This is a genomic window from Streptomyces sp. NPDC090045 (assembly GCF_044747975.1).
Classification (GTDB): domain Bacteria; phylum Actinomycetota; class Actinomycetes; order Streptomycetales; family Streptomycetaceae; genus Streptomyces.
Window position 1 is genome coordinate 1 of record NZ_JBIVFA010000031.1, and the last position, 20305, is coordinate 20305.

Below are 20305 nucleotides of genomic sequence, written 5' to 3' on the forward strand. Positions count from 1 at the left end.
GCCCACACCCTCACATCACCAAAGAGCCCACCCATAACCTGACCAACGACCAGCCTGGCTACCAGTCACGCCAAACACCGTTGCAGTACTAGGGCACCAGGAGGCGGAAACGGCCGTCGGCAGCGCTGCCGTTCCAGCGATACAGGTTCATTCCGGAAGGCATGGTCGAGGACTTGGGGCTCCACCAGTCGCCACCCTTGGCGTTGCGGTACCCGTCGGGGATGCGATCGGGGGTGAAGGGCCGCAGGTCAAGTCCGGCTTCAGCCCTGTCTCTCCGCTACCCAGCCACTCTGGTGATCCACAGCACACCACTCCAATTGGACTGTCGCCGGCGGTCCCGCGTAAACATGGATCATGCTCGAAGAGTCTCCCGCCCCTAAGTCCCCGCTGATACAGAGCCTGCGCACGGCCGTGGCTGCTGCCCCTGGGGACGTTACTCTCCGGCTGCACCTCGCGGAGTTGCTGCTTTCCGAGGGTCTGCACGACGCTGCAGTCGCGGAGGTCGCTGCGGCCTTGCAGCATGCTCCGGGGGACAAAGCGGCGCGGGAGTTCATGGTACGAGCGATGGGGGTGCCGGCCGCCCCCGCGCCCACGCCGGCGGCCCGGAACACGTCGACGGCCGTTGATCCTGCGTCGCCGTCCGTCGAGCCCGCAGCATCCCTCGATCCGGCCGAGCCCGCCGAATCGGCGGCGTCGGCCGAGCCGTCGGAGCCGGCGACCGCCGCCCCCGAGGAGTCGTCCCGCCCTGCCGGGTTCGACTGGCGGGCGGCCGAGCAGGAGGTCGACGGCATCGTCGAGCCCCGCTTCGTCGAGCCCCCGCTCAGCGCCTGCGGCAGCGGCGACCCCGGAAACGCCGACGCCTGGGAGGTGTCCGCTCCCGGCACCGTACGGCTCGCGGACGTCGGCGGCATGCAGGAGGTCAAGGACCGCCTCGAAGCCGCGTTCCTCGCGCCGATGCGCAATCCCGAACTGCGCAAGCTGTACGGCAAGAGCCTGCGCGGCGGGCTCCTCCTCTACGGGCCGCCCGGCTGCGGCAAGACGTTCATCGCCCGTGCCGTCGCTGGCGAGCTCGGAGCGAACTTCCTGTCCGTGTCCGTCAGCGACGTCCTCGACATGTGGATGGGCAACTCCGAACGCAACATGCACGAGGTCTTCGAGACCGCCCGCCGTCAGGCGCCCTGTGTCGTCTTCCTCGACGAACTGGACGCGCTCGGCGCCAAGCGCAGCCGTATGCAGCACAGCGGCATGCGCAACACCGTCAACCAGCTCCTCACCGAGCTCGACGGCATCGACTCCGCCGCCAATGAAGGCGTGTTCGTCCTCGCCGCCACCAATGTCCCCTGGGACGTGGACATCGCCCTGCGGCGTCCGGGACGACTCGACCGCACTCTGCTCGTCCTGCCGCCCGACGCCACCGCCCGCGAGGCGATCCTCCGCTACCACCTGCGCGAACGTCCCATCGAGGCGGTCGACCTGGGACGTCTCGTCAAGGTGACGGACGGCCTCTCGGGCGCGGACCTGGCCCATGTGTGTGAGTCGGCGGCCGAGAGCGCGCTGCTCGACTCGGTACGCACCGGCAAGATCCGCATGATCGGAACGAAGGACCTGCTCGGCGCCGCGAAGTCGGTGGTCCCGTCGACCGAACCGTGGTTCGCGGCGGCGCGGAACGTGGCGATGTTCGCCAACGAGGGCGGCATGTACGACGACCTGGTGACGTACCTGAAGACGAGGCGGAAGCTGTGAGCGTGGATCCGGTGGTGGCGCGCGCCGGCGCGCTGCAGGCGGCGGAGCGGTACGAGGAGTCCAAGGCCGTGCTGGCCCCCCACCTCGCCGAGGAGCCGGACGACGATTGGGCCTGGCAGCTGCTCGCCGTCGCCCACGAGAAACTCGGCGAGTACGAGCTCGCGGAGCGGGCAGCCACCGAGATGCTCCGGATCACGCCCGGGCACGTCGGCGCGCTCATCCTGCTGTCCCGGGTGCTGCTCCGCCTGGGCAGGCAGTCCGAAGCCCGGGAGGCGGCAGAGGGGGCCATCCGCAGGGCGCCCGACAAGTGGCCCGCGCATTTCGCGCTGTCCGAGGTGCTCGTCGCCCATGCGACGGCCCCGCCCGCCGACCACGAACGGGCGTACGAGGCGGCCCACGAGGCCGTGCGCCTCGCCCCGCACGAACCCGACGCCCACCAGGCCCTGTGCTTCACGGCCGTACGCACGCAGCGCCAGGACGTCGCGAAGCAGGCCCTGGTCGAATGGCTGCGCCTCGACCCGTCCAACAAGACGGCACAGTCCATGTACACCGACGCGATGGCCAGCGGCCCGGACGTCCCGGCCGCCCGGGCCGCGGACATGTACTCCGCGGGCCTGGCGGGCGCACCGCAGTCCCCGATGCTGCACAGCGGCCTCGACCAGGCCACGTACCGCCTGCTGCGGGGGACACGCTGGCTCGCGCTGGTCTGCCTGGCAGCTGCGGGAACGATGATCGACCTCTTCGCCACGTCCAAGGACCCGGTCCTGCGGGAGCTGCCCGTCCCGCTGGGCAACCGGATCTGGGTGCTGATGATCATGGCCGCGATCTGGGGCTTCGGCGCGCTGCTGCGCTACCGCCGACTGCGTACCGGAGTGCAGCTCAACATCCGCTCCCTCGTACGCCGTGGCCGCTGGGCCCGGATCGTCCTGGCACAGGCCGCCTGCACCATGCTCTGCGCACTGCTGATATCCCAGATCCCGTGGACCGATCGGAGTGTGCCCGAGGTCCTCTTCTGGGCCGGCTTGGTGGCGCCGCTTTCGACCATGGCGTACGACCGCAAGAAGACCAAGTGACCGGATGAGCCGCAGCAGTCCTTCACCGGCTACAGCCACACCATGGCCGCTGACGAGCGCTCTGGCGAGCTGCGAGTATCGCCGAGACGGTCTTCGACGGGAGGGACGAGTACAACGAGGAGTTCGAGCGGGCCGTCGACATGCCGGTGGGTGATCTGCTGATCCTGGACCGGGTCTGGCTCGACAAGGCGTACCGCGGGTTCGGCCTCGGCCCGATCTTCGCGATGGAGTCGTCCGGCGGCTGTCGGGCGGATGCTGCGCGGTGGCCGTGGAGCCGGGGGTGAGCGAGTGGCCGGACGGAGACCCGTCTCTGCTCAGCGATGCAGAAAACGATGAGGCCACAGCCAAGATCGCGGCGTTGTGGGAGTCCATCGGCTTCCAGCCCTTCAAGGACGGTGCCCGCCGCGCTCTAGCGGCGGGACTGTAGGGCTCTTGGTCGTCGTCGCCGGTGTTCTTGAGCCGGGGGTCGGTGAGGAGCCGGGCGAGGGCGTCGTGCCAGCGGGTCAGTTCCTCGGCCCGTTGGCGGAAGGCGCCGGCGGGGTCGTCGGTGTCGGCGAGCAGGGTCTCCAGGTCGAAGTACGCGGGAAGGGGGACCTGGTCGTCGTACTCCTCAAGGGCGTCGATCTCGGGGTGGGTGAAGGCCCGCACGTTGCACTGGCACAGGCTCATGGTGTTCTGCATCGACTCGTGGAAGTAGCGCATCAGCGGCTCCCGTCAGCTCTGGTCGGGGGGAAGGGGGTAGACGTCGAGGGTCACGTACGGGTCGTCCACCCAGTTCCGTAGGGGCCGCAACGCGAGCACGTCGAAATAGCGGCCCTCCACGAAGGCGGGCAGCTGCAGGGATGCGAGCAGGTGCCCAGACGGGCGGGAACGCGTTCCACGTGTCGCTGCACCCGACCGTCGTCGTACGTCTGTGACGCTGATCGCGGAATCACCCTGTTCGCCAGACGCTGGCCCGATTCACTGGATGCCGGCTCGTCTGCGATCGATGTGCCGGCGCGGTCGCCGGTGCCCGGCACGTCCTTGGCGAGCCGGCCTGCGAGTGCGCTCACCGGGCATCGACCGGGTGAGGACGCCGAGTGTGAGCAGAGCGAGCGCCGGCAGCACGGCGACGATGATTCCCATCGGCAAGGCGTCGGTGGCGCCACCCGCGCCGGCCAGCGGAGCAAGTGCCCCGCCGAACATGAACTGGCTGAAGCCGAGCAGAGCGGCGGCCGACCCGGCGTGTCCGCCGTGGTCGGCCAGGGCCTGGGCCGCGGCGTTCGGCATGACCAGGCCCACGCTGGAGACCAGGACGAACAGGCCGATCAGGAGCACGGGCAGGGGTGCCCGTGTCAGCACCGCGCCCAGGACCGTGGTGCCACCGGCTGTCGCGCCCAGCAGACCGGCGAGCAGCAGCACTCGGGCGCCGGCCCGGGCCACCAGCCGGCCGCTGATCTGGGCGGCCGCAATGAGTCCGGCGGCGTTGACGGCGAACACGGCGCTGTACTGCTGCGGTGACAGGCCGTGGATTTCCTGCAGGACGAACGGCGAGCCGGAGATGTAGGCGAACATCGCCGCGAAGACCAGGCCGTTGGCCAGGACGTACCCGGTGAAGACCCGGTCACTGAGCAGCTGCCCGACGACAGCCAGCAGCGGCTGGCGTGACGCGGAGGGCCGGGTCTCCGGCAGTCCTGCGGCGGAGGCCGCCAGCATCACGGCGCCGAGTACGGCCAGGCTCACGAAGATTCCAGGCCAGGCCGTGACGCGCAGTAGCTGGCCGCCGAGGACCGGCGCGAACACCGGCGCCAGGCCGGTGATCAAGGTCAGTGCGGAGAAGAGACGTGCGGTGCGGGTTCCGGAGGTGCGGTCGCGGACCATGGCGTTGGCGATGACGATGCCGAACGCCCCGCCGATGCCCTGGACCAGGCGTAGGCCGATGAGTGTCCGGACGTCGGGTGCCACCGCGCAGAGCGCGCTGGCGATCGTGTAGAGGGCGAGGCCCGCCAGCAACGGACGCCGCCGGCCGTAGGTGTCGCTCAGCGGCCCGGCGATCAGCTGCCCGATGGCCAGCCCGGCCAGGCAGGCGGTGATGGTGAGCTGGGTGGCCGCGGCGCTGGCGCGCAGGTCGCCGGCGAGGTCCGGCAGTCCGGGCAGGTAGCCGTCGATGGACAGTGGTCCCAGGGCCACGAGCGCTGCGAGCAGGACGATGAATCGGGTTTGCCGGCCGGCGGCGTCGTTGCTCATGGCTCAGTACGCCACGGTGATGCGGCGGCGGATCGCGGTGCCGCTCTCGATCGTGTCGGCCAAGGCGATCGCGTAGTCGGCGTACGAGATGCGGCTGTTGCCGTCGTCGTCGGTGAGCAGGGTGTCCCCGGCGCTGCGGTAGGCCCCGGTCCGCTCGCCCGCTCCGATGACCGCGGCGGGCGACACGTACGTCCAGTCGAGGTCGTGCACACCGCGGTAGAGGTCGAGCGCTTCGGACTGGGCCTCGGCGTTGGCCTTCCACAGCGCGGGGAAGTCCGGGGCGTCCATGACCCGGGCGCCGGTCGGCGTGCGCAGGCTACCGGCACCGCCGATGGTGACCAGGCGGGTGACGCCGGCTCGGCGGAGTCCGTCGATCAGCGCACGGGCGGCACCGACGATCGTGGCGCGGTCGTTCTCCTGGCCGATCCGGGGGCCGACGGCCGACAGTACGGCGTCGTGGGAGGCGGCGAGGCCGGCGACCGCGGCGGCGTCGGTGACGTCACCGGTGGTCACGGTCAGGGCCTTGTGCTCGAGGCCGTCGACGTGGCCGGCTCTGGTGACCGCGGTGACGGTGTGACCGCGACGCAGTAGTTCCTCGGTGGTGGGCCGGCCGATGTTGCCGCTGGCGCCGAACAGGACGATCTTCATGTGTTGCTCCTTGTTTCTGATGGTCAGAGGACGGGCTGGCCGTCGGCGACGATGGCCGCGGTGATGCCGCGCTCGTCGGCGGCGTGCTGGAAGCGCTGCTCGATGTCGGGTTGTTCGGTGTAGAACGGCGGGTTGTGGAACAGGCCGTAGTGCATGGCGCAGACGGTGCCGGCGCCGAGTGCGACGGCGGCCTCGACGCCCTGCTCGGGGGTCATGGTCGCCGGGACGTTGGCCGCGTAGCCCTCGAAGTGGGCGATGACGCCGTTGACCGGGACGAACGCGACGTCGAACGGGCCGTGGTCGCGTGCGATCTGCCACCAGCTGCCGTGCCACTGGGTGTCGCCGCAGTGGATGACCCGCCGGCCGGCGCCTTCGACGACCCAGGCGACCTGGTCACAGTCGTTGCCGCGCCAGTCCAGCGAGGTCACCGGGGTGACGGTCAGCTCTCCGATGCGGCGTGACTGGCCCAGGTCCTGGGCAACGGGGGTGATGCCCACCTCGTGCAGCGCCGCCGCGCTCGGGGTGTGGCAGCCGATCGTGCCGGTGGCCGCGATCCGGGCGATCAGGTCGTGGTCGTAGTGGTCGGGGTGCAGGTGGGTGATGAGGGCGTGGGTGCCGGGCGGGGTATCGACCGGGTCGACCGGCCGGTGCGGCGGCCCCATCACCGGCGCCAGCGGAGCGACGTTCTCGAGCGGGTCGATCAGCAGGCGGGTGTCACCGAGACGGATCTCGACGCCGGCCCAGGCCAGCCGACGCACGGAAAGGGTGGGGGTCATGGGCAGCGACGCTAGACCGATGTTGTTGAGAAAGTCAACAAGGGAGTTCTGAATCTCAACACCACGATGTAGGGTGGTGGCATGCGCACCTACGGGCAGTACTGCGGCATCGCGAAAGCACTGGACACCATCGGCGACCGATGGACCCTGCTGATCGTCCGTGAACTGTTCGCCCTGGGTCCGTGCCGGCACACCGACCTGCGCAACGGGCTGCCCGGGATCGCCAGCAACCTGCTGGTCGACCGGCTCCGCGAACTCGAGGAAGCCGGCCTGATCCACCGTGAGGCCGCCCCGCCGCCGGTGGCCACCAGCCTGTTCTCCCTCACCGAGCGTGGCCGCGAGCTGGAGCCGGTGCTGCGGGAGCTGAGCCGGTGGGGCGTGCCGCTGTTGCGTGAGCCGGGCGGCAGTGAAACCTTCCGCACCCACTGGCTGGACATGCCCGCCCGGGCACTGACCGACCACCGCCCCGACCAGCCAGCAATCGCCCTGCAACTGCACGCCGACGGCAGCGAGGACCTGGTCATCGAAGTCAAGGACGGCTCGGTGCACACACACGCCGGCCGGGTCGACCACCCCACCGCGTCACTGACCGGACCGCCGCACCTGCTGGCCGCGACCCTGCTCGGCGACCTCGATCTGAGCGCCGCAGTACAGCAAGGCCTGCGGCTCAGCGGCGAACGCGAGGCAGTACTGCGCATCCTGCCCCGCTGATCCGGGTGTGAGACTGGTAGGAACATCGGAACGAAAACCGGCGCTAAGCCTCGTCGACCCTGGTGGGCGGCTGACAGGTCGCCGGCGGCGGGACCGGTCCTCGCACGCCTAGGCTCCGCCTCATTCTCACCGAACGGGGGGCCGTAACGTGCTGCCCGGCGTGACGGGCCGAAGGTACCTAACACCTGGGTGCCTGGTTTCGGCGACTCCGTTACGGACACGCTTTGGCGGCAGTACGGTCGAAGCAGCGCAGAAGCGAGCATGGGGGTAGGGATGCTGGAGGAAGCGTTGGTGGCACTGGCCGCGGCGGGTGGCACCGCGGTGGTGCAGGCCGCGGGCACCGATGCGTGGAACGGACTGCGGTCCGGGGCGGCCCGGCTGCTAGGCCGCGGGGACAACAGGCGTGAGCAGGCTGAACTGGCGCGCCTGGACCAGACGGCCACCGCCTTGCGGGAGCTGGAGTCGGCTGACGCGGACCAGGTGCAGCTCCGTCAGGAGGCCTTTTGGCAGGCCCGCTTCGAGGCTCTGCTGGAGAGCGTGGGCGATGAGGTGGAACGAGTCCGGCTTGCCGAGGGTCTGCGCGCCCTGGTTGCCGAGCAGCCAGCCCGCGCGGGCGGGGATGGTGGTCCAGTCTTCGGTCACACCTTCCACGGCCCCACCGCGCTCCAGGTCGGGAACAGTAATCGGCAGGACAACCACTTCGGGATCGGGTCCTGAACGGCCCCGCCGCCGACCACGACCGCACCCGTGGAAGCGGCGGGAACAGCCTTAACAGGCCCACCGCCGTCCAGTATGGCGACCACAACAACTCGCAGAACGGCTTCTTCCACACCACACAGCCCTCGGTGTCCTGGCCTCACCAGGTCGGCGTCATCCCGCGCCGAGCCGACTGCTTCCAGCACCGCCACGCCGTGGAACTAGGTGCGTATGGCCCTCGCCGACGCTGGCGCTCGTCGAGCTGGGTCTGATGTCCCCCGCGGAGGACGATGTCCTCGCCGCGCCGCCGGCCCGAGCCTGCCGCCGAGCCGCTCACCGCGGGCAAGGTCGTCGACCCGATGGCCGCGCTCCAGCACGTCCAGGACGCCAAAGCCGCCCACGGCGAGAACACGGGCGCCCGCCGACATTCACGACCTCCCCTCGGGCAGGAAGACTGCGAAGAAGGCCACGAAGCGGGCCCCGGCGAAGAGCGTGCCGGGCGCCACGAAGAAGGCGGCCGCCAAGCGGAATTGGAGCCCTCCAGCCGGACACACGCCTGCGGGCCGGAGAAATGGTGGGTGCAGGAGCTGGAGTCCGCGGCCGCCGGCCCCGCTGTCGACAGGACCGAGGCGACCGCCAGGACAGCCGCCGTGTTCAGATAAATGATCTTCTGCGTGCCTGCCCAACAGACAGACGGAGCAGGCGCGACACGGCTCTGGCACGAAGTCCACCCCGACACAGGGTGGCGGCCCGTGGCCGTACCTGCCCGAACCACGGAACAGCCGAGTGCACCCCCACATGTCATGGACGGCTCAGACACAGGCACGAAGAGCTGGTGGGCCATCTTCAGCTCGCCCGCGCTCGCCTTGCCGGTCTTGGGCAGGTCCGGGATCTCCTGGTGGGGGTCGCGGATCTCGTCCGACCAGTGCAGCGTGTGCACAGCCAGCAGGCCCTTCTCCGCCTTCAGGGCGACGAGGTACTCGCGGCCGCGCATGACGAAGGTCGCGATCCCGGCCCGGTTGGACTCCTCCAGCGCGTGCTCCAGCAGGCCGTAGACCTTGGTTCTCTTGGGGAGAAGTGTGGCGCGAGGCGAGTTGGGACGACTTTGTTCGATGGCTGGGCCATGCTGACCCGGCCCGACCTGCGGGCGGGCGAGGACGCGCTGCGGCGGTGGATCGGGGCCGCCTCGCTGGTCCGGGGGGACGGGCAGGTCGTGGTGGTGGCCGAGCCGACGCTGCGGCCGGTCCAGGCGCTCGTACGGTGGGACCCGGTGGGCCATGCTGTACGGGAGCTCGCGGAGCGGGCCCAGCTCGGCTTCCCGCCGGTCTCGCGGATGGCGGCGGTGGCCCGTGACCGCGGATCGCCGCCTGCGTCGGGTGGGAGGCGGCCGGCGCGCTGTGCGACGGCGGCGTGTCCGCCGAGACGGTGGCCAGCGGCTCGGGACCACGCGCTCCAACGCGTTCTCCTCCTGTTCATCGTCGTGCGCGCCAGGTGCCGTAGAGGGTGGGACGGCGCTGATGACGCCGGCGAACCCGGCTTCGCCGACGATGAGGTAGGTGCCAGCGCCGGCCGCGGGGGGCGCGACCAGGACGAAGGCGTCGGGGATCCGGTGCGACCTGCCCGCCGGGTCCGGTTCGCGGGTGGCGGGCGGACGGCCGGGATAGGGCTGCTGAAGGGAGCGGCACGTGCACCGGGCCTCGGCCGGGCGTCACATGCGGTCGATCCGGCCTCGTTCGGGTGACGGGCTGGCGCTTTCAGCGATTCTCCGGGATCCCGTACGTAGGCTCCTTCGCACCGCCTTGAACACCGGGCAGTCGGACTGTTGACCGGACATTGCCTGGGAAGCCCCGACTTCGACGGGGCGGTATACAAGCCTGTCACTCTCATGCGACTCCCTCCGTCCTGTCGGCCTCCTTGTCGATCCGATTGTTCGGGCGTCCCTTCCGGAGCCTCCGGCTTCCCGCCGCAGTGGAGGAGTCCCGGGAGGGACTTTCCCCGAAGGAGAACCCGCCATCACCACGACGCATGAGGCCGAGCGCTACGGAGACAAGCTCTTCGCGGCCTCCCACAGCAACGAGTCCGATCGGCTGAGCGGTCTTGCCGACGCGTTCGATCCGGCCAGTCGGCGGAACCTGCTCGTGCTGGGGCTCGACGCGCACTGGTCGTGCCTGGACGTCGGCGCGGGCACGGGCAGGCTGAGCGGTTGGCTCGCGTCCGTCGCCGCATCCGCCGGGCAGGTCACGGCCGTCGACCGCGACGCCCGGTTCCTCGGCCACCTCTCGGACAGGGGCGCGAGGGTCATCGAGGCGGACATCACCGACCCGGCCTTCCACCCGGGCCGGTTCGACCTCGTGCACGCCCGGTTCGTGCTGATGCACCTGCGGAGTACCCACCGGGCCGACGGTCGCCACGCTGGTGCTGGCCGGGGCCAAAGGCGCCTCGCACCGGTTTCGCCTTGATGATCCGTGGCTGGACCTGGCCGACGACGCGGCCGGCGAGGACACGTTGTCCGGCTGGTCCACCGACGAGGACGCGGACGCGCTGGCTGCCCTGGCGGCCGGGGAGTTTGGGGCGTCGCTGGGCCGGCTGGCCGCGCCCGGTACCGGCCCGTTGGCGGTGCCGGGGGAGGTGCGGGTGATCGAACGGTTCCGGTCGGGGTCGGGGGGCCTGCGGGTGACGCTGGCCTGGCCTGCCGGCCTGCGCGGCACCGCCGCCCCCGGGCCGGCGGGCGGGGTGGTCCGCCACGGGATCGCGTACGCGGGTCCGGGCGAGGCCTGCGTGTGCGCGCGGCACGACTGCGGCGGCGTGGTGCCGGAGTCCTGGTGCGCCGAGCACGGCGACGCGGTGGGGCCGGTGATGGAGTGGCACCCCGAAGGGGGAATCCGCTGCACTGACCTGTCGGCCGCACGGTCGGCCGCGGTCGGGCAGACGGCCAGAGTGACCGGTCGAACCGTGTGCGATCGTCACGCCTCCCAGGTACGTTGGGCCGTCAGTCGGGGGAGAACGCTCGCGAGGGAGTCGCCCCACAACGCGTGGCTGCGGGGCGACGATCCACTTTCGCAACGGGCCTAGTGGGGTTTAGTCGACTGTCTGCCCGTCGTACATACCGCCCCTGCAGGTCGGGAGCACGGGCGTCGACCGATCGATCGTTCCGCCGTTGTCCGTGCACTCACCCGGGGTGACGCTGCCGGCGATGGCGGTGGCGGTGGCGGCGGTGGCGGCGCCTGTGAGGCCGAGTCCGGCGAGGGCTGCCGTGGCGAAGACTGCGGCGAGGATTCGTCGAATGCGCATTTGGTTCGCCTTTCACAGATTGCCTCGGTTGGGGCACTAGCCAGCTTGATCTTCACCCATGTGGGTGGCACGTCATGTTGGGCCATTCGGGTGACAGTGTTGTCGGGTGCGGGGTCGGTGACGCGACCCGTCAGAGCGGATGGAAGCCCGTGCCACATCCGTGCCAGAAGGAGCGGATCCCAGCAGTCAAGAGCAGTCAAGCGCGACGCTTCGCGATTAATCACCATTGGGTGGGGGAACCGCTTCCTGCGGCGTGCTGAGTGGCGATGGGGCCGGCGCACTGCGCGTCCGGTCCGCAGAGCGCGGGTCAGTTCCCGCTTCAGCTCGCCGCGGCCTTGGACGTAGAGAGCTTGGTAGATCGTCTCGTGAACTACGTGCATCTCCGGCCGGGCGGGGAAGCGTCTGCGCAGAGCGTGGCAGATCTGCTCGGGACTCCAGCGCAGGGTCAGGTGATGCTGGACGAAGTCACGGAGCTCCGGGTTCTGGCCGATCTTGCCGACCTTCGGCCGAGGCCGTCGCCGAATTGCTCGCCGGTGGGCCGCATGCGGTCGGTAGTACCACTGGCTGCTGGGCAGGACCGTGCGGTTGCGGCGGATCTCCCGGCTGATGGTGGACGGGCTGCGTCCCAGCTCGGCAGCGATCGTGCGGACTGACGCCTTCTCCCGGAGGCGGACTATGTGGATCCGGTCCGCCTCGCGCAGGTAGCGCGAGGGAGCGTCGTCCTCGGGCTCCTGGGCGGCCGCCGGCTCTGGGACCTCGGTGTACCGCCACGGCCCCGTTTCCACGAGAGGCGGTGCCGCCTTGTTCTTCCCGGACGCCTGCTGGCCGTTACGCCATCGCCTGCCTGTCCGGTCGTTGATGCCAACGATCCCGCAGGCGTCCAGGTGAGAAGTTCCTTGATCCACGAGCAGAAGGTATGTCTCCCGCTCGCGGCTCAACTTCTTGCGTCCCTGTGGCCGTCGATCCGCCCGAACCTCGAAGTCCATCGCATCCCCCTGAGCTGGGGTGTTGCGACGACCACTAGAACTCAAGGATGCCCAGGGCCCTTCTCGGGCCCGGGGCATCGGCCTGTCACACCAGGCGCTCACACGGCCGTCCGCGGTCGGGCAGACTGCCACCACGACCGACGACGAGAAGACCGCCCTGCACACGACGACGGCGGCCGGCCCAGCTGCCGGGTCGTAAACCAGGCTGAGGCAACCCCGTCCCTGGCGCAGCGCAGCGCCCGGGACGGGGCCGCGAGGAAGGAACGCAGCTGGTGGGGGACATCGATGACGCCCTGGACCGCGCCGACCGCGAAGGGTTCACGCGGGAGCCGCCCAAGACGTTGAAGGGCCGGATCAACTTCCTGTTCAGACAGCTGAAGACGACCAAGGCCGTCGCCCAAGAGCTCGGGGTGAGCCAGCGGTCGGTGGAGCGCTACCGCAAAGGCGACCGCAAGACCCCACCGAAGGCCATCGCCGCCCGCATCGACACAGCCGTACGCGCCCGATGGCAGCCCGTGGTCCGCGGCCGCGGCCGCAAACAAGCCGCCGCCAGCACGGGGATCACGGTGGAGACGCGGGCTCGGTTCGGCTACACCGCTCCGGTCGGTACGACCGACGACGGCCGGTACGACCGACGACGGCCGGATGCGACGCCTGACCGTCCATCTCCCGCCCGCGTACGCGCAGCGCCTCTTCGACGCCCGCGCGCAGGGCGGAAGCGACCAGCAGATGCGCGTGATCGTGGCTGAAGGCTTGCAGGAAATCTATTTCAAGGACGGTGGGACCCGCGCGGACGGCCTTGAAGTCGAATTCACGGACATCGACTATTTCGACGTCTCATTCTGAACAGGAACCTGATGCCACGCACTGAAACCGGAAAAAGGGGAGCCGGGACGGCGCCGCCGACCGTCCACCACGACCTGGCGGACCGGGTGTGCTTCGACCTGGAGACCGCCGGCTTCTGCACGTCCCCGCCTGCAGACCAGGCCCAGGGCGGACTCGTCGTCAGCATCGACCGAGACGGCGATGTCGTCGTGGGATGGCTCTCCCACACCCGACTCAACACCGAGGCGCTCGCCATGGTCAACGCCGACCATCTGGAGGCAGAAGCCGTCACCCGCTTCGAGCCGGTCCGCGACGCCATGAACACCGCCCTCGCCACCGTCCTGACCGGCTTCGGCTACGACATCCGCCCGAACCCCGACGGCCTCGGCCACATCGTCAACCGCTGAACGGCGCGCTGACCGCCCGCACGCGCGCCTCGGACCTTCCACCCCGGGGCTGCCGCCGAAAGAGGCTCAGCAACACCGTCCGACCCCTCCGCACCCCCTCGTGCGCGCGTGGGCGCGCCCACGCCCCGAGAGGTCGGTTCGCAGGCCGGCCGGATGCGTGGAACCGCAAAGTTCGCACCCCGGTGGCCAGGGCGCGGAACCGGTGGTGTGCCCGGTCGTTGAAGGGCCGGGTGCACGCCGCCCCTGGGCACGCCCTGCCGTTCTTCTCGGCCTGCCCGGGGCGGAACCCCGGTCCTGGTGCCTGACGCCTTCCGGCCCCTGCTGCTGTCGCTCGGGGAAGGACGTCACCGCGAGCGGTGGTGGCAGCCGTCAGGTGCCAGGACCAGTTTTCCGGGCCGTGCCTCGACCGGTGCGGGCGCCGGTTAGGGTCGTGGTCAGCCTGCGCCGATATGGCGTGCGTGGGTGAGGCCCGGTGCCCAGAGCGCTCTGGGGGCAGCAGTACCACCGGGCCGCCCCAAACATCACCAGCCGCCGAGCGGTTCGTGTCCCGACTCCGCCCCACGAAGGCCGGCGGAACGCGACAGGGAAAGCCGGCTCTTCACGCCCGTTGCACGGTCGTGGGGTCGGCGTGCCACTCACGCCCGCCGCGCTCCGGCGAGATGAACGCCACCACCTGCCGACGGCGGCCGCCGGGCAGGTCGGAGGGGTCCTCCCACGCGGGGTCGATGTCCCGCAGGATCCCGATCCTGCCGTACACGTCCTGGACGCGCTCCCCGATGTCCGTCCGGTCGATCACCTCGCACCCCTCCCGTCTCAGGCGTGGGGGTGGCGGCGGACGACCACGTTGCAGTCGGACACCCCGGACATATCCCCGGCCCGCCGGCACCCGGCACGCCGTCCCGCAGCGCCCGCGCACTCCGAACAGCCCGGGGCGGGTTCGGGATCGCGCCGGGGGAGCGTCACGTGCACCGCGCTGCCCTGGCCGCCCGCCTGGTGCTCCGAGCCTGCTGTCGTCCGTCATGCCGCTCACCGCTCCTCGACCGCCCGCCGGCGCCCTTCGACGTGCCCCTGCAGGCATACCGTCGGTGATCTGATGTCCCCTCACCAGGGGCATCGGTAGGGGCAAGATGGGGTTATGGACCTGGGGGACTTGATCAGAGACCTGCGTACGGCGCGAGGATGGTCGCAGGGCAGGTTGTCCGATCAGATCAACGCCCGGTACGGGACCGCTCTGACACGGGAGTACGTCTCGCGGTGGGAGCGGGGCGCGGTCACGCCGGGCGCCTACTACCTGCGGTGCCTGTCCGTGGTGCTGGACGTGCCGCTGGCTGTTCTGGAGGGTCAAGTGGACCGACGTGAGTTCCTCACCGACGCGGCCGGCGCCGCCATAGCCCCTGTAGTGGCCTCCGACCTCCTCACAGCGGGCTTCGCCGCCCGCCTGACCGGCGGCCCCACCGTGGACGCCTGGGAGGACAAACTGGCCGTCTACGGCACTGAGTACATGAGTCTGGGCGCGGCCGACATCCAGCGCCGCGTCAGCGCCGAGCTCGTCACCGTCCAGCAGCAGCTCGACAACCCGCGCCTGTGGTCGGTCGCCGCCCGCCTGATGACCCTGTACGCGAAGACGTTCCCCGGCTCGGACGGGGCCAAGGCCGTCCACTGGTACCGGATGGCCGCGAAGGCCGCCGACGCCTCCGAAGACGTCAACACCCGCGTCTGGGTCCGCGGCCGCGCCGCGATCGCCCTCGGCTACGAAGGCGCCGCACTACCGATCGCGGACGTCTTCGCCGACCAGGCCATGGCCATCAGCGACCGGCCGTCCCTCGGCCTCCTGAACGCCGTCTTCGGCAAGGCCCACGCCGCCGCCCTCCGCGGCGACCACACCACCACACGACAGCTCCTCGCCGAAGGCCGGCGCATCTTCGACCACGCCGGATCCCACGAGCAGACCTCCGACTACGCCGTCCCCTTCTGGCGCGTCAACGTCTTCACATCCCTGCTCGCCGCCCGCCTGGGCGACGAGACCACGGCCGTCGCCGCCCAGGACGCTGCCCGCGCGGAGCTCCCCGCGGCCCTGCCCCGGTTCGCCACCCACCTGGAGATGCACCGCGGCCTGATGCTGGCCCGCTCCGGTGACACCGCCGCCGGCACCGCCCACGCCCGCGCCGCGCTGGACGCTCTCCCGCCGGAGAAGCACTCCCTGACCCTGCGCCTCCTCATGGCGGAAGTCGAACAGTCCTAGCCTCTGCTCCGACTCGGGTGGCTTCCCTCCAGGCAAAACACATTGCGAGGGGGCGGCTATCCGGCCATGCTGGCCGAAATTACAGCAGGAGAGTCGTCAGCGGGACGCGAAGGGGGATGGATGGCCGCGAGCTTGCACGAGATAGAGCAGCGCCACCGCTCGAACCTGGAGGCCTTCGTTCTCCGGGCCCGTCGTGTCGAGAAGCACTCGCTGGCTGCCGACTGGGAAAAGCTGGTCGCGCTCGGCGCAGGCTCGCTGACGGTGACAGTGACGGGCAAGCAGGTCGTGGTGCGTCAGGAACTCCCGCCAGAAGAACTGGTCGAGTCGGCTGTTGCGCGAGTGCGGCCGCTGCTCCTGAAAGAAGACCCCTGTGGTTACCTGAAGGCCCTGGCTGCAGTGGGCTATTTCTGCCGTGACCTCCCCGGAGAGACGAGCGAGGTCAAGGCGAAACGCACTGAGTGGCAAGCACGAACGAAACCAGCAGCGGACAGCGGGTACACGGTGATGCTCGCAAACACCACCACCGGCCAGACCGCCTCTCTGACAGACCACGACCTGGCCTGGGCGTGGATCTACGGGGACGTGGTCCACCACGATCTCAAAAAGCGCCGCGATGCCGACCCGTTCGGCCTGGCAGAACGCTTCCGCGCCGCAGTGCCCCTCATCACCTGGGCCATGGTCGCCGCGATCGAACTCCTCAACCACATCCGAGCCCTGCAGCACGACGGAATCCTCGGCCTGCGCCCGGAAGTGCTCGACCAGGAGGTCGTGCTGCACTCCACGACATGGGAACACGCGGCACAGGCACTCACCGCGCCGCTTGGCTCCCCTGCACCCGAGCATGCCCTCTCACCCTTCCCCCGAGGCTGGACGAGCCTCCAGGACACGGCCCCCGCACAGCCAATCCGCAGCGGCTTCTCGGCCGTGCCCGTGCCGGACAGTGGCTTGCCGGCGGCCGGACCCGTTACCGGTGTACCGGCGCGCCCGCGTCCCGGGCCCGGTCCGCCGGACCGGCCGGGTCCCGCCCACACCCGCTGACCTCCATCCCCAGGGCGTCCTTGCTGATGGTGTCCGGATTCCCGCCGCTGCCCGAGCCGTTCGCCGAGGCGCTGGGGGGAGGCAGCGCAGGCCGCGGCGATGGCCTGCCGCCTGGTGATGACCATCTCCGACGCGGTCCGCCGCGCCACCCGGAAGCGCCTCACCGGCCGAAGCGGTGGCTACCGCGCTCGGCACGACCCGCTCCAAGGACCTGGTCCTGCTCCTGACCGCGCAGGACGGGTAACGGCACGCACTACAGCGTCCGCCGTACTGGTTTTCGGTTGGCGGAGGGAGGCCCTGTGGCTCCCTTACGTCGGTGCGAGGAGTGTGAAGTCGGCGAAGTCGAACCCGGGAGTCACCAGGCAGCTCACCAGGACCTCTTCGTCGCCCGCGGGGCAGGCGCTTTGCCAGTGGCCGGCGGGGACGCACACCTCCAGCTCGTTGCCGGGGGAACGGTGGGATCCCAGGCGGTACTCGGTGACCGTGGTCGGTGTCGGCCCGGGCGGGCTGACGTACAGGGTGAGGGGGCCGCCGTCGCGCCAGAGCCAGATCTCGTCGCTGGCCACCGTGTGCCACTGGGAGCGTTCCTCCGGTGCCAGCAGGTAGTGGATGAGGGTGGCCGACGGCCGCTGACCGCGGCCGGTTGGATGCGGGACGGTGACGGAGGAGGTGTAGATCCTTCGGTACCAGCCGCCTTCGGGGTGGGGTTCCAGGCCGAGGGTGCGGGCGGTCTCGGGACGGGCAGTCATCGGTGGCAGCCTCCGGCCGGGACGGCGGTTCCTGGGGTGGTGGACGGAGCGTAGCGCTCGTAGTAGTCCTGACTCCTCCAGGACGGTGTCGGTGGTCGCACGAGCCGCGCACTGCGCGGCCTGTCGCGAAGGGCCCGCCCCCGATGTGGGAGCGGGCCCTTCGCCGTGCCCGGCTGCGTGGCCGTGCAAGAGGTGCCGGGTGTGGTCAGGGTCCGCTGCTGAAGAGGTGCCGGCGCCGGAGGGCGGACGCTTCGAGGGGGGAGCTGTGGACGCCGTCGGCGTCGACCAGGTTTGCCAGTACGCGGTAGTGCCGCTGCCGGTCGAGCGGCCACGGGCAGTCCCAGTCCTCGTCGATCGCGGTCAGCTGCGCCGCGCGTTCCGCGGCCCGGTCCGGGTCCTTGCCGAGGCTGTTCTTGAAGCCCTGCGTCGGAGGTTGGCCATGTATTCGTCCGGATCCTCCGCGGCGCACACGGTGCCGGGGTCGGCGTGGACCGGGCCGTCGCCGCCGTCACCGCAGCTGCCGCCAACACCCCCACGGCGGCCCCAGCCCGGGCCTCGGCCCCAGCCCCGGCCTCGGCCGCGCCCGCCCCGGCGGCGGCCGCTGCTTCGGCCCCGGCCACGGCGCCTGCGGCCGGTGCGCGGGTGCCGACCGACGACCCGTGGGCCACGCCCACCCGACGGGTCCCGGCCCCCGCCCCGGCCCCCGGCCCGGCTGGGCCCGCACCTGCGGCGCCCGCCGCCGCCCCGGCCACCGGCGCGCCTGCTGCTATGCAGCGGGCGGGGGAGGCCGCCGATCCGTGGGCCGCCCCCGTACCCGCCCCCGCGCCCGCGCCTGCGAGTACGGATGCGAAGCGGGCCTGGGGCCCGCTGACCGAGGGCCTGACCGTTCCCCGCGACCTCGACCTCGGCAACCGGCCCCGCGCCCTGAAGCAGCTGAAGGTGCAGCCGGCCGCGCATTCGCAGATGGTGGCGATGGTGCGGGAGGTTCTGCCGGAGCGGGAAGCGGGCCTGCTGATCGGCTCACGCCAGTGGCCGCTGCTCGCCGCCCGCATGCAGCAGCTCGGCGAACGCGACGGCACAGACACCGTCGCCCAGCACCTGAACCGCCTCACCAGCGAGACCTCCTGGCAGGAAGCCACCGGTACCGCCCTGGTCGGCCGCCTCGTGGACGCCACGCTCGCTTCCCTGACCACCCCGCCCGGCGCACCGGCCGCCGCCCGGCCCCGGGTCTCCGCGGCGGCGGCCCGCTCCCGCTCCACCACCACCCTCACCGGCGCCGCCCCCGGCCGGCCGGCGCCCGCGGAGCCGGCCGTGTCCGCGTACCGGCGGCAGGCCGCGCCCACCCGGCGCCAGGGACGCGGCCGGTAGACGCCCGGGCCAGGGAGGCCGGCGCGGCGGGAAGCCGGGAAGGCCGGGTCCTTTCGCGGGTGCCGGCCGTTGTCAGCACGGGTACGACCCCGGTGGAATGCGACCCCGGGGCGGAAAGGGGTGAAGCAGCGGTGAACCCGCGGCAGTTCTACGGCGGTATCGCGCTCGGCATCGGCCTGAGTGCCACGGGTGGGCCGTCCATCACTACGGCGCCCACTACGCCGGCCCGGGGGCCGCGCTGCACGGCCCGGCCGCCTGGACGCTGCTCCTCGCCCCCGTGGCGGTCCTCGCGGTCACCTGCGTACGCACGGCTCTGTGCCCCACCAGGCCGTCCTGGCACGGTTCTTCGGGGGCGCTTCCCGGGCCGCGGGTTCCGGAGTCGGACGAGGTCCGCTCGTACGCCGCGAGGGTCTCCCAGGCCCCCGGGCCCCAGGACTGAACCCGCGCCCCCGCCCGGATACGACACCAGAGGCTTACCGGCCTGGAACGCCTCCCAGGCCGCCATCGACGCCTACGGCAAGCACCTTCCGGACATCCGGTTCATCGCCTCCCTGCTGGCCGGCTACCAGTCCGACCGCGAGCCCTGACCGGACGACTCACCCATGGACGGGACGCCGTCCTCTCCGAGGTGAACCTCCTCGCCATGGAAGCCCGCGACGACCTGCTGGAGGCCAGCGCCGTCCTGGACGCCCTGGCCCTCTCCTGCACACCGGGCCCGTATCTGCCGGGCGAGGAGCCGTACGACGACGTCCCCGAACCAGTGGACTCCGCAGTGGAGCTGCGCACCGACGCGGCCAGCAGGGAGTGGATAGCCGCCCGCGAAGTCCGCCTCGGCGGCCGCCGTCTGCCATAGCCAGCGCCGACACCCCGACGCCGCCGTGCCCCGCCTTCCTCCGGCCGCGGGGCATGGCCAGGGCCTGCAGCCTGACGGCGGGCGCCCATAGGGTCGGGCCATGAAGACCCCGCGCCGTGACCACTTACAACCCCCACCGAGCGAAGCCGCACGGGAGGAGACGGAGGTCACCTCCCGACTCGCCACGGAAGCCGAGTTGGAAGCCCTGGGGTACAAGGGCGCCGTCCTCGTCATGCAGATCATCCGGACCACGTTCAGGGCCGACGGCACGCCCATCAGCAAGACCCTGACCATCCAGGGCGGGAGCACAGCCCTCGTGATGCATCAGAACCCCGGGGACGTGGAGGACGACGAGGCGCTCCCGGCCCCCGACGCGCTGGCGGTGCCGGCACCCCGGGGTCCGGTCCGCCGGACTGTGCGGACGTACCTCGTCGGCGTGGAGGACTCCCCGCAGACGAAGATCGGGCGGACCACCGGCACCCTCAAGTCCCGGATGGCGCAGCTCCAGACCAGCCATCACGCCAGGCTCCTTCCGCTCTTGGACGTGGAGGGCGACTACGAAGCCGCGCTGCACGAGCGGTTCGCTGACTACCGGGTGCGGGGGGGGGGGGGTGGGGTTGGGCCCGGGGACTCGACGAGACCAACCAACGGTGCGCAAGGACGCCTGGGCCGC

Annotated in this window: 20 protein-coding genes and 4 pseudogenes; 14 read left to right on the top strand and 10 right to left on the bottom strand. The window is 71.1% G+C overall.

Annotation, left to right across the window (positions count from 1 at the left end):
- The first annotated feature begins 354 nt into the window (after positions 1-354).
- From ACIPYQ_RS40560 to ACIPYQ_RS40570, 3 genes are all read left to right on the top strand, one after another.
- On the top strand, positions 355-1743 hold the full coding sequence (locus tag ACIPYQ_RS40560; protein ID WP_401259658.1) for an ATP-binding protein: 1389 nt from the start codon (positions 355-357) through the stop codon (positions 1741-1743).
- A complete protein-coding gene (locus ACIPYQ_RS40565; RefSeq protein WP_401259659.1) occupies positions 1740-2816 on the top strand; it encodes a tetratricopeptide repeat protein in 1077 nt (358 codons plus the stop codon). Before ACIPYQ_RS40560 ends, ACIPYQ_RS40565 begins: the two co-directional genes overlap by 4 nt.
- 432 nt (positions 2817-3248) lie before the next feature.
- The gene (locus ACIPYQ_RS40570; RefSeq protein ID WP_401259660.1) at positions 3249-3599 is read left to right on the top strand and encodes a hypothetical protein; all 351 of its coding nucleotides are present in this window, start codon (positions 3249-3251) and stop codon (positions 3597-3599) included.
- Between the two features lie 177 nt (positions 3600-3776).
- Here the strand turns inward: ACIPYQ_RS40570 and ACIPYQ_RS40575 are convergent, their stop codons facing one another.
- Genes ACIPYQ_RS40575 through ACIPYQ_RS40585 form a run of 3 tightly spaced genes read right to left on the bottom strand, consistent with a single transcriptional unit; the run spans position 3777 to position 6466 of the window.
- Positions 3777-5042, bottom strand: a complete 1266-nt coding sequence (locus ACIPYQ_RS40575) for a multidrug effflux MFS transporter (RefSeq protein ID WP_401259661.1) — start codon at positions 5040-5042, stop codon at positions 3777-3779.
- A gap of 3 nt (positions 5043-5045) precedes the next feature.
- The gene (locus ACIPYQ_RS40580) at positions 5046-5690 is read right to left on the bottom strand and encodes an NAD(P)-dependent oxidoreductase (protein ID WP_401259663.1); all 645 of its coding nucleotides are present in this window, start codon (positions 5688-5690) and stop codon (positions 5046-5048) included.
- Between the two features lie 23 nt (positions 5691-5713).
- Positions 5714-6466, bottom strand: coding sequence for an MBL fold metallo-hydrolase (locus tag ACIPYQ_RS40585; RefSeq protein WP_401259665.1), 753 nt, complete (start codon positions 6464-6466; stop codon positions 5714-5716).
- Between the two features lie 81 nt (positions 6467-6547).
- On the opposite strand from ACIPYQ_RS40585, the gene ACIPYQ_RS40590 reads away from it, so the two are divergent.
- Positions 6548-7177, top strand: a complete 630-nt coding sequence (locus ACIPYQ_RS40590) for a winged helix-turn-helix transcriptional regulator (RefSeq protein WP_401259667.1) — start codon at positions 6548-6550, stop codon at positions 7175-7177.
- A gap of 381 nt (positions 7178-7558) precedes the next feature.
- On the opposite strand, the gene ACIPYQ_RS40595 is transcribed toward ACIPYQ_RS40590, so the two are convergent.
- Positions 7559-7819 carry a hypothetical protein gene (locus ACIPYQ_RS40595; RefSeq protein ID WP_401259669.1) on the bottom strand — a complete coding sequence of 87 codons (261 nt, stop codon included), beginning with the start codon at positions 7817-7819 and terminating at the stop codon, positions 7559-7561.
- A gap of 214 nt (positions 7820-8033) precedes the next feature.
- Positions 8034-9083: a Ku protein gene (locus ACIPYQ_RS40600; protein ID WP_401259707.1), complete on the bottom strand. Its 1050-nt coding sequence runs from the start codon at positions 9081-9083 to the stop codon at positions 8034-8036.
- Here ACIPYQ_RS40600 and ACIPYQ_RS40605 point away from each other — a divergent pair.
- The 3 genes and pseudogenes from ACIPYQ_RS40605 to ACIPYQ_RS40615 form a co-directional block, all read left to right on the top strand.
- Positions 8979-9221 (top strand): annotated as a pseudogene (locus ACIPYQ_RS40605) (primosome assembly protein PriA); the annotation flags it as partial. The gene ACIPYQ_RS40600 and the pseudogene ACIPYQ_RS40605 sit on opposite strands and share 105 nt — an antisense overlap.
- Positions 9222-10011: 790 nt before the next feature.
- Positions 10012-10332 carry a class I SAM-dependent methyltransferase gene (locus ACIPYQ_RS40610; RefSeq protein WP_401259670.1) on the top strand — a complete coding sequence of 107 codons (321 nt, stop codon included), beginning with the start codon at positions 10012-10014 and terminating at the stop codon, positions 10330-10332.
- Positions 10289-10945, top strand: coding sequence for a hypothetical protein (locus ACIPYQ_RS40615; RefSeq protein ID WP_401259672.1), 657 nt, complete (start codon positions 10289-10291; stop codon positions 10943-10945). Before ACIPYQ_RS40610 ends, ACIPYQ_RS40615 begins: the two co-directional genes overlap by 44 nt.
- Positions 10946-10951: 6 nt before the next feature.
- Here ACIPYQ_RS40615 and ACIPYQ_RS40620 read toward each other — a convergent pair whose 3' ends face one another.
- Both ACIPYQ_RS40620 and ACIPYQ_RS40625 read right to left on the bottom strand, forming a co-directional pair.
- On the bottom strand, positions 10952-11164 hold the full coding sequence (locus ACIPYQ_RS40620; protein ID WP_266602473.1) for a hypothetical protein: 213 nt from the start codon (positions 11162-11164) through the stop codon (positions 10952-10954).
- A gap of 209 nt (positions 11165-11373) precedes the next feature.
- Positions 11374-12150 (bottom strand): annotated as a pseudogene (locus ACIPYQ_RS40625) (transposase); the annotation flags it as partial.
- Between the two features lie 272 nt (positions 12151-12422).
- Here ACIPYQ_RS40625 and tpg point away from each other — a divergent pair.
- Both tpg and ACIPYQ_RS40635 read left to right on the top strand, forming a co-directional pair.
- Positions 12423-12996, top strand: a pseudogene (gene tpg, locus ACIPYQ_RS40630) (telomere-protecting terminal protein Tpg).
- A gap of 11 nt (positions 12997-13007) precedes the next feature.
- Positions 13008-13382, top strand: coding sequence for a hypothetical protein (locus ACIPYQ_RS40635; protein ID WP_401259673.1), 375 nt, complete (start codon positions 13008-13010; stop codon positions 13380-13382).
- A 598-nt stretch (positions 13383-13980) separates the two neighbouring features.
- On the opposite strand, the gene ACIPYQ_RS40640 is transcribed toward ACIPYQ_RS40635, so the two are convergent.
- Complete coding sequence (locus tag ACIPYQ_RS40640) at positions 13981-14178, bottom strand: hypothetical protein (protein WP_401259675.1); 198 nt, start codon at positions 14176-14178, stop codon at positions 13981-13983.
- 339 nt (positions 14179-14517) lie between these two features.
- On the opposite strand from ACIPYQ_RS40640, the gene ACIPYQ_RS40645 reads away from it, so the two are divergent.
- Both ACIPYQ_RS40645 and ACIPYQ_RS40650 read left to right on the top strand, forming a co-directional pair.
- Positions 14518-15624: a helix-turn-helix domain-containing protein gene (locus tag ACIPYQ_RS40645; protein ID WP_401259677.1), complete on the top strand. Its 1107-nt coding sequence runs from the start codon at positions 14518-14520 to the stop codon at positions 15622-15624.
- A 120-nt stretch (positions 15625-15744) separates the two neighbouring features.
- Positions 15745-16662 carry a hypothetical protein gene (locus ACIPYQ_RS40650; RefSeq protein WP_401259678.1) on the top strand — a complete coding sequence of 306 codons (918 nt, stop codon included), beginning with the start codon at positions 15745-15747 and terminating at the stop codon, positions 16660-16662.
- A gap of 308 nt (positions 16663-16970) precedes the next feature.
- On the opposite strand, the gene ACIPYQ_RS40655 is transcribed toward ACIPYQ_RS40650, so the two are convergent.
- Both ACIPYQ_RS40655 and ACIPYQ_RS40660 read right to left on the bottom strand, forming a co-directional pair.
- Positions 16971-17411: a cupin domain-containing protein gene (locus ACIPYQ_RS40655; protein WP_382597014.1), complete on the bottom strand. Its 441-nt coding sequence runs from the start codon at positions 17409-17411 to the stop codon at positions 16971-16973.
- A gap of 205 nt (positions 17412-17616) precedes the next feature.
- Positions 17617-17880 carry a hypothetical protein gene (locus tag ACIPYQ_RS40660; RefSeq protein ID WP_401259708.1) on the bottom strand — a complete coding sequence of 88 codons (264 nt, stop codon included), beginning with the start codon at positions 17878-17880 and terminating at the stop codon, positions 17617-17619.
- Between the two features lie 17 nt (positions 17881-17897).
- Between ACIPYQ_RS40660 and ACIPYQ_RS40665 the strand changes: the two genes are divergently transcribed.
- From ACIPYQ_RS40665 to ACIPYQ_RS40675, 3 genes and pseudogenes are all read left to right on the top strand, one after another.
- A complete protein-coding gene (locus tag ACIPYQ_RS40665; RefSeq protein WP_401259681.1) occupies positions 17898-18779 on the top strand; it encodes a hypothetical protein in 882 nt (293 codons plus the stop codon).
- A gap of 643 nt (positions 18780-19422) precedes the next feature.
- The gene (locus tag ACIPYQ_RS40670) at positions 19423-19632 is read left to right on the top strand and encodes a hypothetical protein (RefSeq protein WP_401259683.1); all 210 of its coding nucleotides are present in this window, start codon (positions 19423-19425) and stop codon (positions 19630-19632) included.
- A gap of 319 nt (positions 19633-19951) precedes the next feature.
- Positions 19952-20305: pseudogene (locus ACIPYQ_RS40675) on the top strand (GIY-YIG nuclease family protein); the annotation flags it as partial.

Excerpts from the sequence above, each read along its gene's own strand:
- ACIPYQ_RS40560 (WP_401259658.1), top strand. The coding sequence starts at position 355 with ATGCTCGAAGAGTCTCCCGCCCCTAAGTCCCCGCTGATACAGAGCCTG.
- ACIPYQ_RS40650 (WP_401259678.1), top strand. The coding sequence starts at position 15,745 with ATGGCCGCGAGCTTGCACGAGATAGAGCAGCGCCACCGCTCGAACCTG.
- ACIPYQ_RS40620 (WP_266602473.1), bottom strand. The coding sequence starts at position 11,164 with ATGCGCATTCGACGAATCCTCGCCGCAGTCTTCGCCACGGCAGCCCTC.
- ACIPYQ_RS40635 (WP_401259673.1), top strand. The coding sequence starts at position 13,008 with ATGCCACGCACTGAAACCGGAAAAAGGGGAGCCGGGACGGCGCCGCCG.
- ACIPYQ_RS40575 (WP_401259661.1), bottom strand. The coding sequence starts at position 5,042 with ATGAGCAACGACGCCGCCGGCCGGCAAACCCGATTCATCGTCCTGCTC.
- ACIPYQ_RS40590 (WP_401259667.1), top strand. The coding sequence starts at position 6,548 with ATGCGCACCTACGGGCAGTACTGCGGCATCGCGAAAGCACTGGACACC.
- ACIPYQ_RS40670 (WP_401259683.1), top strand. The coding sequence starts at position 19,423 with ATGGAAGCCCGCGACGACCTGCTGGAGGCCAGCGCCGTCCTGGACGCC.
- ACIPYQ_RS40580 (WP_401259663.1), bottom strand. The coding sequence starts at position 5,690 with ATGAAGATCGTCCTGTTCGGCGCCAGCGGCAACATCGGCCGGCCCACC.
- ACIPYQ_RS40645 (WP_401259677.1), top strand. The coding sequence starts at position 14,518 with ATGGACCTGGGGGACTTGATCAGAGACCTGCGTACGGCGCGAGGATGG.
- ACIPYQ_RS40585 (WP_401259665.1), bottom strand. The coding sequence starts at position 6,466 with ATGACCCCCACCCTTTCCGTGCGTCGGCTGGCCTGGGCCGGCGTCGAG.
- ACIPYQ_RS40655 (WP_382597014.1), bottom strand. The coding sequence starts at position 17,411 with ATGACTGCCCGTCCCGAGACCGCCCGCACCCTCGGCCTGGAACCCCAC.